Annotated in this window: 16 protein-coding genes and 1 riboswitch (1 of these 17 running past the window's edge); of the genes, 7 read left to right on the top strand and 9 right to left on the bottom strand. The window is 61.2% G+C overall.

Features of this window, described 5'->3' with window-relative positions; all coding sequences use genetic code 11:
* The first annotated feature begins 12 nt into the window (after positions 1 to 12).
* Entirely contained in the window at positions 13 to 930 is a 918-nt protein-coding gene (locus R6G97_RS06325; protein ID WP_182943216.1) for a LysR family transcriptional regulator, read from the top strand.
* Between the two features lie 301 nt (positions 931 to 1,231).
* Here the strand turns inward: R6G97_RS06325 and R6G97_RS06320 are convergent, their stop codons facing one another.
* The 4 genes from R6G97_RS06320 to qhpR form a co-directional block, all read right to left on the bottom strand.
* Positions 1,232 to 1,777 (bottom strand): hypothetical protein, encoded by a 546-nt coding sequence (locus tag R6G97_RS06320; protein WP_317847908.1) that lies wholly within the window; start codon positions 1,775 to 1,777, stop codon positions 1,232 to 1,234.
* 227 nt (positions 1,778 to 2,004) lie between these two features.
* Positions 2,005 to 2,658 carry an HAD family hydrolase gene (locus tag R6G97_RS06315; RefSeq protein ID WP_043210527.1) on the bottom strand — a complete coding sequence of 218 codons (654 nt, stop codon included), beginning with the start codon at positions 2,656 to 2,658 and terminating at the stop codon, positions 2,005 to 2,007.
* Positions 2,659 to 2,730: 72 nt separating this feature from the next.
* A complete protein-coding gene (locus R6G97_RS06310; RefSeq protein WP_182819061.1) occupies positions 2,731 to 4,062 on the bottom strand; it encodes an MFS transporter in 1,332 nt (443 codons plus the stop codon).
* A gap of 209 nt (positions 4,063 to 4,271) precedes the next feature.
* Positions 4,272 to 5,318: an AraC-like transcriptional regulator QhpR gene (gene qhpR / locus R6G97_RS06305; RefSeq protein WP_317847907.1), complete on the bottom strand. Its 1,047-nt coding sequence runs from the start codon at positions 5,316 to 5,318 to the stop codon at positions 4,272 to 4,274.
* A 208-nt stretch (positions 5,319 to 5,526) separates the two neighbouring features.
* Positions 5,527 to 5,733, top strand: a riboswitch (cobalamin riboswitch).
* 108 nt (positions 5,734 to 5,841) lie between these two features.
* On the opposite strand from qhpR, the gene R6G97_RS06300 reads away from it, so the two are divergent.
* Genes R6G97_RS06300 through R6G97_RS06290 form a run of 3 tightly spaced genes read left to right on the top strand, consistent with a single transcriptional unit; the run spans position 5,842 to position 8,605 of the window.
* Positions 5,842 to 6,618, top strand: a complete 777-nt coding sequence (locus tag R6G97_RS06300) for an ABC transporter ATP-binding protein (RefSeq protein WP_317847906.1) — start codon at positions 5,842 to 5,844, stop codon at positions 6,616 to 6,618.
* Positions 6,615 to 7,583 carry an ABC transporter substrate-binding protein gene (locus R6G97_RS06295; RefSeq protein ID WP_317847905.1) on the top strand — a complete coding sequence of 323 codons (969 nt, stop codon included), beginning with the start codon at positions 6,615 to 6,617 and terminating at the stop codon, positions 7,581 to 7,583. Before R6G97_RS06300 ends, R6G97_RS06295 begins: the two co-directional genes overlap by 4 nt.
* The gene (locus R6G97_RS06290) at positions 7,583 to 8,605 is read left to right on the top strand and encodes a FecCD family ABC transporter permease (protein WP_317847904.1); all 1,023 of its coding nucleotides are present in this window, start codon (positions 7,583 to 7,585) and stop codon (positions 8,603 to 8,605) included. Before R6G97_RS06295 ends, R6G97_RS06290 begins: the two co-directional genes overlap by 1 nt.
* 2 nt (positions 8,606 to 8,607) lie before the next feature.
* Here the strand turns inward: R6G97_RS06290 and R6G97_RS06285 are convergent, their stop codons facing one another.
* Positions 8,608 to 9,072 carry a sterol desaturase family protein gene (locus R6G97_RS06285; protein WP_043210605.1) on the bottom strand — a complete coding sequence of 155 codons (465 nt, stop codon included), beginning with the start codon at positions 9,070 to 9,072 and terminating at the stop codon, positions 8,608 to 8,610.
* A 132-nt stretch (positions 9,073 to 9,204) separates the two neighbouring features.
* Here R6G97_RS06285 and R6G97_RS06280 point away from each other — a divergent pair, with 132 nt between their 5' ends.
* On the top strand, positions 9,205 to 9,711 hold the full coding sequence (locus tag R6G97_RS06280; RefSeq protein WP_043210539.1) for a GNAT family N-acetyltransferase: 507 nt from the start codon (positions 9,205 to 9,207) through the stop codon (positions 9,709 to 9,711).
* On the opposite strand, the gene R6G97_RS06275 is transcribed toward R6G97_RS06280, so the two are convergent.
* From R6G97_RS06275 to R6G97_RS06265, 3 genes are read right to left on the bottom strand one after another with little or no spacing between them, the layout of a single operon-like run.
* On the bottom strand, positions 9,697 to 11,259 hold the full coding sequence (locus R6G97_RS06275; protein WP_102082040.1) for a sensor domain-containing diguanylate cyclase: 1,563 nt from the start codon (positions 11,257 to 11,259) through the stop codon (positions 9,697 to 9,699). The genes R6G97_RS06280 and R6G97_RS06275 overlap by 15 nt on opposite strands.
* A 43-nt stretch (positions 11,260 to 11,302) precedes the next feature.
* A complete protein-coding gene (gene xth, locus R6G97_RS06270) occupies positions 11,303 to 12,097 on the bottom strand; it encodes an exodeoxyribonuclease III (protein ID WP_043210542.1) in 795 nt (264 codons plus the stop codon).
* Positions 12,094 to 12,336, bottom strand: coding sequence for a hypothetical protein (locus tag R6G97_RS06265; protein WP_043210544.1), 243 nt, complete (start codon positions 12,334 to 12,336; stop codon positions 12,094 to 12,096). Before R6G97_RS06265 ends, xth begins: the two co-directional genes overlap by 4 nt.
* A gap of 167 nt (positions 12,337 to 12,503) precedes the next feature.
* On the opposite strand from R6G97_RS06265, the gene R6G97_RS06260 reads away from it, so the two are divergent.
* Together R6G97_RS06260 and R6G97_RS06255 are read left to right on the top strand one after the other, a co-directional pair.
* Complete coding sequence (locus R6G97_RS06260; protein WP_043210547.1) at positions 12,504 to 13,004, top strand: DUF4142 domain-containing protein; 501 nt, start codon at positions 12,504 to 12,506, stop codon at positions 13,002 to 13,004.
* A 24-nt stretch (positions 13,005 to 13,028) separates the two neighbouring features.
* Positions 13,029 to 13,280 carry a hypothetical protein gene (locus R6G97_RS06255; RefSeq protein ID WP_043210548.1) on the top strand — a complete coding sequence of 84 codons (252 nt, stop codon included), beginning with the start codon at positions 13,029 to 13,031 and terminating at the stop codon, positions 13,278 to 13,280.
* A gap of 32 nt (positions 13,281 to 13,312) precedes the next feature.
* Here the strand turns inward: R6G97_RS06255 and R6G97_RS06250 are convergent, their stop codons facing one another.
* Positions 13,313 to 13,418, bottom strand: partial view of a DUF6021 family protein gene (locus R6G97_RS06250; protein WP_167358058.1) — the 3' portion only. Its footprint extends 62 nt past the window's final position; 106 of the gene's 168 nt are visible here — the last part of the coding sequence; its start codon lies off the right edge, out of view; its stop codon occupies positions 13,313 to 13,315.

Genomic DNA, 13,418 nt, shown 5'->3' with positions numbered 1-13,418 from the left:
TAGTGATCCCCTATGCTCCCATCTTTGACTTCCATGGCTTCGCGACTGCGCCTTCGTCAGTTGCGCCTCCTGATCAGCCTCGATGAACTTGGCTCGATCCACAAAGCAGCCGAGGCAATGTCCATAACCCAGCCTGGGGCCACCAAGGCCCTGAACGAGATCGAGTCGACCTTGGGTGCAGTGCTGTTCGAGCGGACCAACAAAGGGTTGGAGGCCAATGACTTGGGTCGTTGCGTGGTGCGCTACGCACGTTTGATCAACACAGATCTCGCCCACCTGCGCGAAGAGATGTTGGGGATCCTCCAGGGGCACGGGGGGCGTCTCTCGGTGGGTACTATCATGGGGGCGGTGCCGATGATGGTGGAGGGTTTAGCGCGCTTGCGCGAGGCCCAGCCGGATCTGTCGGTCACGGTGGTAGAGGACACCAGCGACCGCTTGCTCAGCTTGCTCGATCAGGGACGACTGGACGTGGTGATTTGTCGAACCAGCGTCAGCCATCGTCCGGCAGCTTACGAAAGCCGGGTCAAGCACCAGGAACAACTCGTGTTGGTGGCCAACCCGGCACACCCCTTGGCTGGCAGCCAGTCCCTGAACTTGTCCCAGCTGACTGACTCGCGCTGGGTGGTGTTTCCGGTGAACATGCCCCTGCGCCTTACGCTCGAGCGTGAGTTTCGTGAGGCCGGGTTGAGCTTTCCGCAGTATCCCATCGAAACCTCATCGACCTTCACCACATTGTCGATGCTGCAGCAGGATGCCGGACTGCTCGCCGTCATGCCGTGGGATGTGGCGAAAGTGGCCGTGGAGCATGGCATGTTGGTACGGCTGCCATTGCAACTGATGTCGCGAAGTGAACCTTACGAAGTAGTCACACGACGCGACGTGGAACTGAGCAGTCCTACCCATGTGCTCATAGATATCTTGATGGACTGAGCTTCTTTGCTTACACGCTGCCACACACAACTTAAAAAAGAATCAGGGTAGGGCAGAAAGAGTAAATACCAGCAGCCTGCAAAAGCTTGCATGGCCGGTGGAGCCTCAATCTGCCGAAGATTAGAAAACGCAGGCATATATGGCTATCGCAAAATTCACGATTACCTGAGAGCTGGGATGAATTGGAGGCAGCATCCATCTGGAATAAATACAATTTAACATAATACACATTATGCGCACCTTCGTATGAAGCTACCGGGGCCGTGAGTGGGCAGATTTGAAGCCAGGCCCCTGGCCTAAATCACTGCGCTGCAGATCGAGCTTGGACCTCAGCGATGTAACCCAGCACGAACGGATCCTGCGAGCCTCGCTCCTTGTAGTAGCCAACCACGTTGGCCAACGTCCACCGCAGCAACCTCATCAGCACTGGATCGGAAAATTTCCAGCTGGCCGACTCATACTGATATCGGCTGTTGATGAACACATCGCGATACCGCTCGAATGAATGTTCCTGCCTGTTAAGGGCCAGGCTCTCGCGAATCGCCGCAGGCATCGCGTGAAACAGCGTCAGCAGATCGTGAGCATCACGCTTTTGTTTGGATGGAATCTTGCCGATTGACTGCAAGTGCTGGTGAGCCGTTTTGAGAGCTTCGACGTCGAGCTTGTAGGTTTCGCCAGACGTACCTTGGTGCTGATCTGGCAAGAAAATAAAGCTTTTCAGCAGCATTTCCATACCGATCGCTGCATTGACCATGGCGACATGTGGGAGGTTTTGGGCGTGTAGAAGCTCAGCGGCCTTGAGGTAGTTATGGGCGCTTTCAAGCATCCAGCCTGGAAAATGAGTCATTGAGTGGTGATCCTCGATGGTAGATGACGCCGAAGGTAGCTCACCAGGTGAACTACCCCTAGCTCATTCTTGAACGCTAGCGTGCAGATTTGAGCGTTTGCGATCACCGATGAGCTACCCCTAGCTCACCAGATGAGCTACCCTGCCCTAAATAATATAACCTCAAGGAATAACTACACTAAATATTCATTTTGTTGAGTTATATAAATCGCCCATCATGCTTTGCACTACCGCCACCGCAAAACCGGCCATCCCGTCGCGTCAGCGTGCGCTCGCAGCACTGGATCCGGATTGACGGTATGCGGTTTGGCGACCAGCGAAAGCAACGGCAGGTCATTGCGAGAATCCGAATAAAAATAAGCCCCTTCTAGCCCTTCGCCATGCTCCTGCAGCCAGCTGTGCAGCCGCGCCACTTTGCCTTCTCGATAGGTCAAGATCCCGCAGGTATTGCCGGTATAACTGCCCTGCTGCTGTTCAAGATCAATCGCCAGGACTTCTTCGACCCCCAATTGCTTGGCAATACGACTCACCAAGAAGTGTGCCGATGCTGAAATGATCAACACCCGGTCACCCTCCTCTCGATGTCTCGCCAGGCACGCCATGGCGTCGTCGTGGATACGCGGGGTGATGATGTCCTCCACGAAGGGGTCCACCGCTTCGGCCACCTCCTCTATCGTTCGGCCGACCAGCGGGGACAGGCTGAACGTCATATACGCTTCCATCGCCAACTTGCCCTGCGCATAGAGCGCCATGAGTTCGCGATCGCGTTCGATGAAGCTGGGCCCGTCAACCCAGCCGAGCGCTGCCATATGGCTGCTCCACAAACTGGCGCAGTCGCCATCGATAAGGGTGTCGTCCAGGTCAAAAAGTGCGAGGGCCATTGGCCACCTCCAAGATACAGGTTCGTGGTGCGAAGGCCCTTCCAGCCTTCGCCCGGTGAAATGTCAGCGGCATCAGCGAGACGCGACGGTGGCAGGCGCTGCCAGGGGTTGGGCGTCGGCCGCCTGGTTTGCCGGGCGACTGTTCCAGAACGGGACCAGCAGCAAGCTTGCAAGCAGCGCCGCGCCCGTGAAGACGAAGAACACGGTAATGGTGTCGAAATAGCCAGGCAGCAGCCCACCAAGGATGGCGCCAACCGAGCCACACCCGTTGACGAAGCCTGTGGCGGTACCCGCGGACTCGCTAGTGCCAAAATCGATGGCTGCGGCGCCGCTGATCATCGAGTCAGGGCCGTACAGGGTTACACCCATCATGAACAGCAAGCCGACGACCAGATAGATGTTGCCGCTTTGCATCGTCGGCACGAACAATATTAGCCACAAGGTCAGCGCCATCAGGCTGAGGACGCAAGCCGGCATGCGCCGAGCGCCGAACAACTTGTCAGAGACGATGCCGATCAGGATTGGCCCGACCAACCCGGCGACTTCGAATGCGGACGGTACGATGGCCGAAGCCACTTTGCCGATGCTTGGCATGCGCTCGTAGACGATCACCGGCCCCCACATCAGGATTGCATAACGAGCAGGCTTGAGCAGGAAGTACGCCATCCCCAGTACCAGGACCGTACGATTGGCGAGCACTTTGCGCAGCACAGTCCAGTAGTTCTCCCGGGGGACGTCGTCTCGACCGGTCGGCTGGACCTGCGCCTCGACCGCAGGCAACCCCACATCCTGCGGGCGATTGCGCTGCAGCAGGAAGAACAGCACGGCAACAACGATAACGACACCGGCCGAAGATACGAACGCCATGCGCCAGTCATGGGAGATCTGATAGGCCCACCACCCGGCGAACGGCGTGGCGACCAGGCCGCCAAAGGCATAACAGGTGCTCCAGTAGCCCAGCACACGTCCTCGCTCGCGTGTGGCGAAGAAGCTGCCGATGTTCTTGCACAACCCTGACCAGCCGGTGGATTGCGCCAGCCCCTGGATCACCATGCAGCTGGCGAAGATCGGCAACGTCGCGAAGGTGCCCATGGCCAGCGCGGCCAGGGCCGACACCACGAGCCCGCCGAGCACGACGACGCGGGTACCGTAGCGGTCGGCGAACACACCCCATGCGAACTGGCCGACGGCGTAGGCAGCCAGGTACAGCGCGTCGAGGTTGGCCATAGCCGCTTTGTCGAGCGTGAAAGTGGGGTCTTCGGCGATGCCCAGTTTGGCAACTGAAAATGCCTTGCGGGTGAAATAGAACGCGGCATAGGCCAGCCACGTGATGATGAATATCTGGACGCGCCAGCGTTGAAGGGATTTCCAGTAATAGCGGGCGTTCTCAGGACTCTTGTACATGTTGTTGTCCTCTGGTGATTACCGCAACGTAGGCCTGCCACCCTGCACTGCTCGATCAAGGCGCCGGCCGGGAGGTATCCGGAGCTTGCGACCTTGATGTTAACAACTGGTCTAGACCAAGAATTGACCCTGCGAGTGAGTTTCTACGTACAAAGTCAATTCGGGGCTTAGCGTGACTGGATTCAAGGCATGAGCCTGCGAACAAATCGTCAAGGCTTTTGGCTACGCCATTGTCGCGGGCTAACGCCAAACCAACGGCGAAAAGCCCGGGAGAACGCACTGGTTTCGGAGTACCCAAGCAACGCTGCCAGGTCAGACACTGGCCGCTTGGGCTGTCGCAGGTAATGCACCGCCACTTCGCGGCGCACCTTCTCCACCAGTTGGCTGAAGCTCACGCCTGCTTCGCGCAGATGGCGCTGCAATCCGGCGCCGCTGAGCTGCAGCGACTGCGCGATCGTTTCCAGGCACGGCTCTCCGCCGCTCAGGGCAAGGCGTACCTGAGCGTCCACCTCGTCCAGCAGGTTGCGCCGTTGATCGCGTGCGCCCAAGCGCCGGAGCACGTCCTGGACCAGAAACAGCAGATTGGCATCGCGCTCCGGCATGATCTGGTCCTTCAGGTCGGTCTTAGGTACCAGCATCGAATTACAATTGCGATCGAAATAGACAGGCGCGCCGAACGCCCGCTGATGGGCTTGCCCGTCTAGTGGGCGCGCGTGCTCGAAGCTGACTGCAAATGGCGCCCAGTCCTTGCCCAATACGTGGCGCATCAGGTTCAGCACCATGCCCATGGTCAATTCGGCATCCTGCCGGCGCTCCAGGATGGCGCTGTGCCGAACCTGATAATCGAAGCGATAGCACTCGCCGCAGTCGGCCAGCCGTATCAAGGTATCGTGCTGATGATAAGGAAACGCTGCTGCGAAATTGCGCAAGGCCTCCTCCAACGTACTGGAAAACAACCCGACATAGCCCAGCAGCCCTAAGGCTTGAGGATGAAACTGCAGACCGTAATGCAAACCGAAATTGTCGCAGTGCGATTGGCGGGCTGCCTCCTCGAGCACCTGGCAGTAATTGGTGAGCGGCAGGCTGAGTGTGGGTTGGCGCAGGCTTTCAGGATTGACGCCGGCACGTCCCAGCACCAGGTCGATGTCACCCCCAACTTCCGTCACGAACCCCTCCAGCCCACTGGCAGCAGCCGACAGGACGCCGAGGTTGCCCGCGACTGGCGAAACGGTGCAGCAGTGCAGTGGAGAACTCATGGTCTATTCCAGTCCGAATTCGTAGATTCGGTAATGCAAATGCTGTGCCCTCGTATCGCCCTCTCAAACAGCCCCTTGCAGTCGAATAGCTTTCAGAGACCGCCCTAGGCTTGGGGCAATGGGTAACATCGCGTAACAATCAGTCACGCAAGAAAGCCGGCAAAGCCAGAACGCCCTGTTCGGTTGACTGACCCGTCCATTAATGCTCAGATGCGCCCCAGTTTCAGGTGTCCCCTGCCGCCGTGCCGGGGATTAAACGGGAAGCCGGTGCCTCGCCTTGCGCGATCAGTCCGGCGCTGCCCCCGCAACGGTAAGCGAGCGATGCATTCGATACACCACTGTGCCGCCGGCATGGGAAGGTGAATGCCTCAAGCCCCTCGCAAGCCCGGAGACCGGCCTGTCACCTCTGTTGGCAACACCCGCGGTGGGCGGGCGCGGGCCGTCTTGGACAGGCCACTGTCCGCGATTTCCTTGCGCGCCGTCTCCAGTCGGGCTTCATTCACCCCCGGTACGGTTGGTCTGCATGTCATCCCCTACCCTACGTCTGGAAAGCGTGCACTGGGCTCCCTCGCCCGGCGGTCAACGCCTGCTCGACGACATCGACCTGCAAGTCCACCCCGGTGAATTCGTCGGCCTGATCGGCCCCAATGGCAGCGGCAAGACCAGCCTGTTGCGCTGCGCCTATCGCTTTACCCGACCCGATGGCGGGCGCGTGCTGCTGGAAAACGAAGACATCTGGCAACAGTCCCCACGCTGGGTCGCCCAGCGCGTGGCAGTGATGCTGCAGGAGTTTCCCGAAGATTTCGGCCTGAGTGTGCGCGACGTGGTCGCCATGGGCCGAACCCCGCACCAAGGTTGGTTCGACAGCCATGACGACCAGGCATTGATCGATGCCTGCCTGCAGCGACTAGGCCTGCATGCCCGAGCCGACCAGGGCTTTGCGCCGCTGTCCGGCGGTGAGAAGCAACGTGTATTGCTGGCTCGGGCACTGGTGCAGCAACCGCGCTTGTTGATCCTGGACGAGCCGACCAATCATCTCGACCCACGTTACCAACTGGCCTTGCTCGAACATCTGCGCGGGACTGGTCTAGGCCTGTTGGCGAGTTTCCACGACCTGAACCTGGCCGCAGCCTTCTGCGATCGCCTGTATGTCCTCGATGCAGGTCGCATCGTCGCGCAAGGGGCACCGGAGCAAGTGCTGACCGAGCACCGCCTGGCGCAAGTCTTTGGTGTTCGCGCCCTGGTCGATCGCCACCCATTGGCGCCCCACCCACGTATTACCTGGATCACCCCCGCATGAAGCGACGCCTGACTCATCTGGCCCTGCTCGCCGCCCTGCCCTTCGCAGCCTGGGCTGACAGTTACCCCGTCACCGTGCGCAGTTGCGAGCGCGACATCACCTTCACCCAAGCGCCCCAGCGGGCTGTGAGTCACGACATCAACCTCACCGGGATGCTGCTGGCACTGGGGCTGCGCGAGCGGATGGTCGGCTACAGCGGTGTCAGCGGTTGGAAGACCCTCGACCCGTCCCTGCGTGAGGCCTTGACCGGCCTTCCTGAACTTGCACCGCGCTATCCGTCGCCGGAGAACCTCCTTGATGCCCAGGCCGACTTTCTGTTCGCTGGCTGGGGTTACGGCATGAACGTGGGCGGCCCGCTGACGCCGCAGACCCTCGCACCGCTGGGCATCCCCGTGTATGAATTGAGCGAATCCTGCTCATGGATCATGCCCCGGCGCCAGGCAAGCCTGGAGGACCTGTACCAGGACCTGCTCAACCTGGGGCGCATCTTCGGCGTACAACCGCGTGCAGATGTGCTTGTCGAGCATCTGCAGCAGCGCGTTGCGCAGGTCCACGCGCAACTGGCCCCAGTGCAACACAAACCCCGCGTCTTTCTCTACGACAGCGGCGAAGACCGCCCCACCACTTCTGGCCGACTCGGCATGCCCCAGGCACTGTTTGAGGCCGCTGGTGCCGACAACGTAATGGCCGACGTGAATGCCAGCTGGACCCAGGTCAATTGGGAGAGCGTCGTGGCGCGGGATCCGGAAGTGATCGTCATCGTTGACTACGGGCCGACGAGTTGGGCGCAAAAACGCGATTTCCTGCTCAATCACCCCGCCTTGAGCGAGGTAAAGGCCATCCGCGAGCGCCGCTTCGTAGTGCTGTCGTACCTGCAGGTCACCCCATCGGTGGACAACGCAAGTGCCATCGAGCAATTGGCTGCGGCCCTGCATCCGCAACTGTTCGCCAAGGCAACGCACTGATGCCGGTTAGTAGCCCAGGGGGCTATCGCCTGCTGATGTCGCTGCTGCTGATCGGTGTGCTGTTCTCTTGCCTGCTGTCCCTGGGCTTTGGCGCGGCCCATGTGCCGCTGGCGAAGGTCACGGGCATCACGCTGTATCAGTTGGGTATGACCGATATGGGCGACTGGAGCCGGGGGCAGGCGCAAATCGTCTGGCAAATCCGCGCCCCACGGGTACTGCTCGGAGCCTTGGTGGGGGCAGGCCTGGCCCTGGTTGGTGGTGCCTTGCAGGCCGTCACCCGCAATCCGTTGGCCGACCCGCACCTGCTGGGCGTCAGCTCTGGTGCGGTACTCGGAGCGGTGCTGGTGGTGCTGTTCTTCGGCACCTTTGCAGGCCCCTTCAGCCTACCCCTGGCAGCCTTCGTCGGCGCCTTGGGCAGCATGTTGCTGGTCCTGGCAGTGGCTAGCCGGCGCGGTCGACTGGACAGCGACAGGCTACTGCTGGCCGGGGTGGCTGTGTCGTTCGTGGTCATGGCGCTGGCCAACCTGCTGCTGTACACCGGCGACCCTCATGCAGCCAGCTCGGTGATGTTCTGGATGCTCGGTGGCCTGGGCTTGGCACAGTGGCCGCTGCTTTGGCTGCCGGCGATCTGCGTGTTGGCTGGGTTTGTGCTGCTGATGAGCCTGGCCCGGGCATTGAACGGGTTGATGAGCGGTGAACAGACTGCCGTCAGCCTTGGCTTCGAGCCGCGCCGTGTGCGAGCTCAAGTGTTCGTTGGCTGTGCCCTGCTGACGGGGGTGCTGGTATCGCTTTCCGGCGCCATCGGTTTCGTCGGCCTGATGCTGCCCCACGTCGCCCGTCGCCTGGTCGGTGCCGAGCACCGTCGGCTGCTGCCTGCCTGCGCCCTGCTCGGCGCGTTGTTCGTGGTGTGGGTGGATATCGGTGCGCGCACACTCATCGCGCCTCAGGACCTGCCCATCGGTATTGCCACGGCCGCCATCGGCGGGCTGTTCTTCATCGTCCTGCTGCGCCGCAAGGCCTGAACCTAGCGATGTTTGCGGGCCTGCACCTGGCGCTTGAGTACACGCAAGGGTGGCGCGTAGAAGAATCCGAACGACACGCTTCCCTTGCGTCCAGGCATCGCATGGTGCAGTCGATGCGCCCGATACAGGCGCTTGAGGTAGCGGTTCACAGGTTTGGGCGCGCAAGGCCAGTGACGATGAAAGAGCCCATCGTGGGCCAGCACATACAACACGCCATACCCCGCCACACCGCCGCCAACCCACTGCAGCGGCGCGTAGCCCGCCTTGCCCAGCGCCACCAGGCCCGCTGCGACCAGCGCCAGGGCCACCAGGTAGACATCGTTGGTCTCCAGCATGCCCAGGTGCGGCTCATGGTGCGATCGGTGCAGCCACCAGCCCCAGCCATGCATGATGTACTTGTGAGCCAGCGTGCCGACGCCCTCCATGGCCACTAGCGTGCCGAACAGGATGGCGAGATTGAACAACATGTAACAGTCCGAGATGAGCAACGAGGTGGGCAAGGTTACCATTGCCGGCCCTCCCTTCGGAGGTTTTTCCATGAAGCTTGTGTCGGCCTGACAGACACTTTCAGCCGACTCTTTTTCGCCAAGGACAGCCCCATGCGTATCCGTCTCACACACTGCCACGACCTCGCCCAGCTCGCAGCGGTCGAACGCTCCGCTGCTCAAGCCTTCAAGCGCTTGCCTGAACTGGCCTGGCTGGCACAAGCCGATGTGCTGGAAGACGCCACGCATCAGTGCTGCATCGCGCAGCAGGCCAGTTGGGTCGCGGTGGACGAGCAAGATGTGCCGATCGGGTTCATCTGTGCGCAAACCACCGCCAGCGAGTTGCACATTCTGGAGCTCTCGGTACAAGAGCACGCCCAAGGCAAAGGGCTGGGCCGCCGCTTGTTGCAGACGGCTGTCGAGGCTGCTCGCAGCCGTGGATTGCAAGGTGTCACGCTGACTACCTTCACTGATGTACCGTGGAATGCGCCGTTCTACGCCCGCCAGGGGTTCACCATCCTGGAGCCTGCGCAGTTGGATGAACGCTTGCGGGGCATATTGCGCAGTGAACAGGCCTATGGCCTGTCCGGGCGTTGCGCCATGCGGTTAGCAATTGGCTAGCGCACTGCTCGCCAGGCTGTAGCGGTCACGCCCTTGGCGCTTGGCCTCATACAGGGCGGCGTCGGCGGCGGCTGTCAGGCTCTCTGGTGTGATCGCCTCCGCCCCCGGAGAGCCCACTGCGATTCCGGCGCTGGCCGATACCTGCCCCAAGGGGCTGCCAGCATGCTCGATCACCTGCCGACGCAGCAGCATGAGTATCTCCTGCACGATCGCCACCGCACCTTGGGCGTCGGTGTTGGGCAGCAACAGCGTGAACTCTTCGCCGCCGTAGCGCACCGCCAGGTCGCCAGGGCGCTTCAATGCGTGGCCCAGCAACTCGCCAACGCGCCGCAGGCATTGGTCACCCGCCAGATGGCCGTAGCGGTCGTTATAGGCCTTGAAGTAGTCCAGGTCGATCATCACCAGGGCCAAGGGATAGGCCTGACGCCGGGCTCGACGGATCTCCGCCTCGAACACCCCATCCAACCGACGGCGGTTGCCAAGGCCGGTCAGGCTATCGGTCAGGGCCAAGGATTTGAGCGTCTGATGCGCCTGGTGCAGTGCGCGCTCGATGGCAATGCGCTCGCGCAGCTGGCGCAGCACCACCCAGCCGAAGGCCGCGAGTCCTGACAGCAACAGCAATAACACCGCGGCCGACTTGAGCATGTCGTGGCGCCAAGGCGCGATGATCGACTCACGCGACAGCCCAGCCTCGACCACCAATGGATAATTGGCCAACGCCCGGTAGGCATACAGACGCGGCGTGCCGTCGACCACCGCGACGGCTTCCACCACACCCTGGTCGGCGTAAGGCAGGTGGTTGCGAAAGATCTCGCTGTCGGCCAGGCTGCGCCCCACCACCTGCTCCACGAAGGGCCGGCGCACGAGAATGGTGCCATCGCGCATGGCCAGCACGAGCGCACCGCGTTCGTCTATCTTGAAGTCGCCGTAATAGCGCACGAACCAATCCACTTTGATCGAACCCAGCAGCACGCCGGCGAAGCTGCCGTCGGGGTTGTTCAGCCGCCGTGAGATCGGAATGATCAGATCACCTGTGGAACGACTGCGCACCACCGAGCCAACGCGCACGCCTCGGTCGGCGTGGGTGCGGTGATAGATGAAGTAATCGCGGTCAGCATTGTTGGCCCGCGGGGCGATGGTCGGTTGATCGGTGACGATCCAGCGCCCATCGGCGCCGTAGACGAACAACCCATGCAATTGCGGCATGATTGCTTTTTGTTGCCTGAGCAGCGCATGCAGCCGAGGCCGGTCCAGGTGGTCGAAGCCATCACCCTCGATGCGCTCGGCCAATGCGGCCGTAATCGCATCGACTTGGCGAATGGCATCTTCGGCATGCTGGGCTGTCGCCCGGGCCAGGTTGGTTACCGCATCTTCGGCGTTGAGGAAGGCATGCCGATAGTCGCGCCAGATCCGCCAGCCTTCGATCAGCACGAAGGCCAGCATCACGACCGCCATGAAGCTCAGTACCAGACGGAACAAGGCAACGGCGCGGCCCTCGCCAGTCACGGCGAACGGTCCCTCCTCGTCCTGCCTCCTGCTTGCTGCCATTACAGTCCCTTGTGTCCAGCACCCTACCGCCCTTGACTATAGATCAGTGACGCGGGGGTGCGGACAGCTCGATCCAGGCCGGCGCATGGTCGCTGGCCTTCGGTTCGTTGCGCACCCAGGCGTGAACACCGGCGGCCAGGAGCCGCGCAGAAAGCGCTGGGCTGAGCAACAGGTGATCGATGCGCAGGCCCGCATTGCGGGGCCAGTGATTACGAAAGTAATCCCAGAACGTGAAAACCTGCGCATCAGGATGCAACTGGCGGATCGCATCGCTCCAGCCTTGTTCGAGCAGGCGTTGGTAGCACGCCCGGGATTCAGGCTGGAGCAACGCGTCCTTGAGCCAGGAGCGGGTGTTGTAGATGTCCTGGTCGGTGGGCACCACATTGAAGTCCCCCGCCAATACTGTCGGGTGGCCGCTGTCGAGCAGCGTTCTGGCGTGGCCGATCAGGCATTCGAACCAGCGCAGTTTGTAGTCGAACTTGGGGCCCGGCTGAGGGTTGCCATTGGGCAGATAAAGGCAGGCGATCAGGACGCCATGCACTGCGGCTTCCAGATAACGGCTCTGGCTGTCGTCGTCCATGCCTGGCAGACCTCGGCGCACTTCGAGCGGTTCGCTGCCTCGGGCCAGGATGGCCACGCCGTTCCACGACGCTTGCCCGTGGTACAGGCAGCCATAGCCCGCCGCCTCCAGCGCCTCGCGCGGAAAGTCCTTGTCTGCAGCCTTGAGTTCCTGAAGGCAGGCCACATCCGGCTGCTCGCGCTCGAGCCAGGCCAGCAAGCCTGGCAGGCGGCTGCGGATACCATTGATATTGAACGTGGCAATTTTCAATGTCTTCATGCGTCAGGGTCGTCCACATGGGCCTGCACGGCTTCCTCGAGGGCGCGCACATGGGCCTGGTCGGCCAGGGCTTTGAGCGCCAGCCAGTCGTCCCAGTCGATCGCGCCGTCGTCACGCAGCGCCTCGGCGGTACGCACCAGCTCATGATGGTAGGCGTCTGGCGATTCGCGCCGATAGCTCGCGTCATCGTACTGGGCGTACCAGGCCTCAAGCTCCGGAATGCTACGTTCGATGCTCATGGACCGCTCCTCGATGCAACCTTTGAATCTCTGAGCCTCGTCTTGCCCTAATGTTCAAACCAATGACCGTTGGTGCCGCCACGGCACAGAAAAATCAAACCTTTGCCCATAGGCTGCGCTCAACCATAAGCGACACTGAGGTCGCGCCAATGGATAAGGAGTGACACATGAGCAATCTGTTCCTCAAGCGCGTCGGGTTGACCGTCGCACTCGGCATGGCGTCGATGCACGTGCTGGCCGCCAGCTCCAATGACTTTGTCGACGATGCGACCGAAGCCGGCATCGCCGAAGTCGTGGCCGGCAACCTGGCCCAAGAAAAAAGCAAAAGCCCTGAGATCAAGGCCTTCGCCCAGCAGATGGTCACCGACCACACTAAAGCCAACCAGAAGCTCGGCGACATCGCCCGCTCCCTGGACCTGAGCACACCGGATGAAGCCGCGCTGACCGACAAGGTCAAGAAAGTGATCCTGGAATGGCGCGACGAATCCTTCGACAAGTCCTACATCAACAACCAGGTCGACGCCCATGAGAAAGCCGTGAAGCTGTTCAAGGAAGAAGCCAGCACCTCCGACAAGGCCGAGCTCAAGGCTTTTGCCAGCGAAACCCTGCCTAAGCTCGAGCATCACCTGGAACAGGCCAAGCAACTCCAGGCCAAATACGGCAAATGACCTGCAACGAACGTGAGGCGCATCATGAGTAACGATGCATTGCGATCAGAAATCCTCACCCGCCTGCTCCATGCCCACCCGCAAGGGCTGGGCAAGGAGCTGCTGGATAACTATCGCGGCGAAAAGGCCGTGGCGGGGATGCTCAAGACCCTGCAGGAACAGGGCCTCATCCAGGACGGCAGTGTCGATGTGGACGCCGAGCACCAATTGAACGTCGTCTACCCGATCAAGTTATCGTCCGCGGGGGTCGAGGAAGCCAAGAAAGTAGACCAGTAATGAGCTAGGGGCCGCCTTGCGGCCCTTTGCGCTCACGCTTTCTTTTCGTCATCCCGGGGCGGCTTGGCCGGCCCTTGCGGGTCTACTTGTGGATCTTCGAGATCAGGTGAGTCCGGGTCGAAGCCCAGATCGTTCTTG

The organism is Pseudomonas sp. HTZ2 (assembly GCF_033173945.1).
GTDB lineage: Bacteria > Pseudomonadota > Gammaproteobacteria > Pseudomonadales > Pseudomonadaceae > Aquipseudomonas > Aquipseudomonas guariconensis.
This window is presented reverse-complemented; position numbering and strand designations above follow the sequence as displayed.

Bases quoted from the DNA above. Each gene is read 5' to 3' on its own strand.
- R6G97_RS06295 (WP_317847905.1), top strand. From the start codon at position 6,615: ATGAAGCGACGCCTGACTCATCTGGCCCTGCTCGCCGCCCTGCCCTTC.
- R6G97_RS06325 (WP_182943216.1), top strand. From the start codon at position 13: ATGCTCCCATCTTTGACTTCCATGGCTTCGCGACTGCGCCTTCGTCAG.
- R6G97_RS06285 (WP_043210605.1), bottom strand. From the start codon at position 9,072: ATGTTGTTCAATCTCGCCATCCTGTTCGGCACGCTAGTGGCCATGGAG.
- R6G97_RS06315 (WP_043210527.1), bottom strand. From the start codon at position 2,658: ATGGCCCTCGCACTTTTTGACCTGGACGACACCCTTATCGATGGCGAC.
- xth (WP_043210542.1), bottom strand. From the start codon at position 12,097: ATGAAGACATTGAAAATTGCCACGTTCAATATCAATGGTATCCGCAGC.
- R6G97_RS06290 (WP_317847904.1), top strand. From the start codon at position 7,583: ATGCCGGTTAGTAGCCCAGGGGGCTATCGCCTGCTGATGTCGCTGCTG.
- R6G97_RS06275 (WP_102082040.1), bottom strand. From the start codon at position 11,259: ATGGCAGCAAGCAGGAGGCAGGACGAGGAGGGACCGTTCGCCGTGACT.
- R6G97_RS06300 (WP_317847906.1), top strand. From the start codon at position 5,842: ATGTCATCCCCTACCCTACGTCTGGAAAGCGTGCACTGGGCTCCCTCG.
- R6G97_RS06255 (WP_043210548.1), top strand. From the start codon at position 13,029: ATGAGTAACGATGCATTGCGATCAGAAATCCTCACCCGCCTGCTCCAT.
- R6G97_RS06265 (WP_043210544.1), bottom strand. From the start codon at position 12,336: ATGAGCATCGAACGTAGCATTCCGGAGCTTGAGGCCTGGTACGCCCAG.
- R6G97_RS06260 (WP_043210547.1), top strand. From the start codon at position 12,504: ATGAGCAATCTGTTCCTCAAGCGCGTCGGGTTGACCGTCGCACTCGGC.
- R6G97_RS06280 (WP_043210539.1), top strand. From the start codon at position 9,205: ATGCGTATCCGTCTCACACACTGCCACGACCTCGCCCAGCTCGCAGCG.
- qhpR (WP_317847907.1), bottom strand. From the start codon at position 5,318: ATGAGTTCTCCACTGCACTGCTGCACCGTTTCGCCAGTCGCGGGCAAC.
- R6G97_RS06320 (WP_317847908.1), bottom strand. From the start codon at position 1,777: ATGACTCATTTTCCAGGCTGGATGCTTGAAAGCGCCCATAACTACCTC.
- R6G97_RS06310 (WP_182819061.1), bottom strand. From the start codon at position 4,062: ATGTACAAGAGTCCTGAGAACGCCCGCTATTACTGGAAATCCCTTCAA.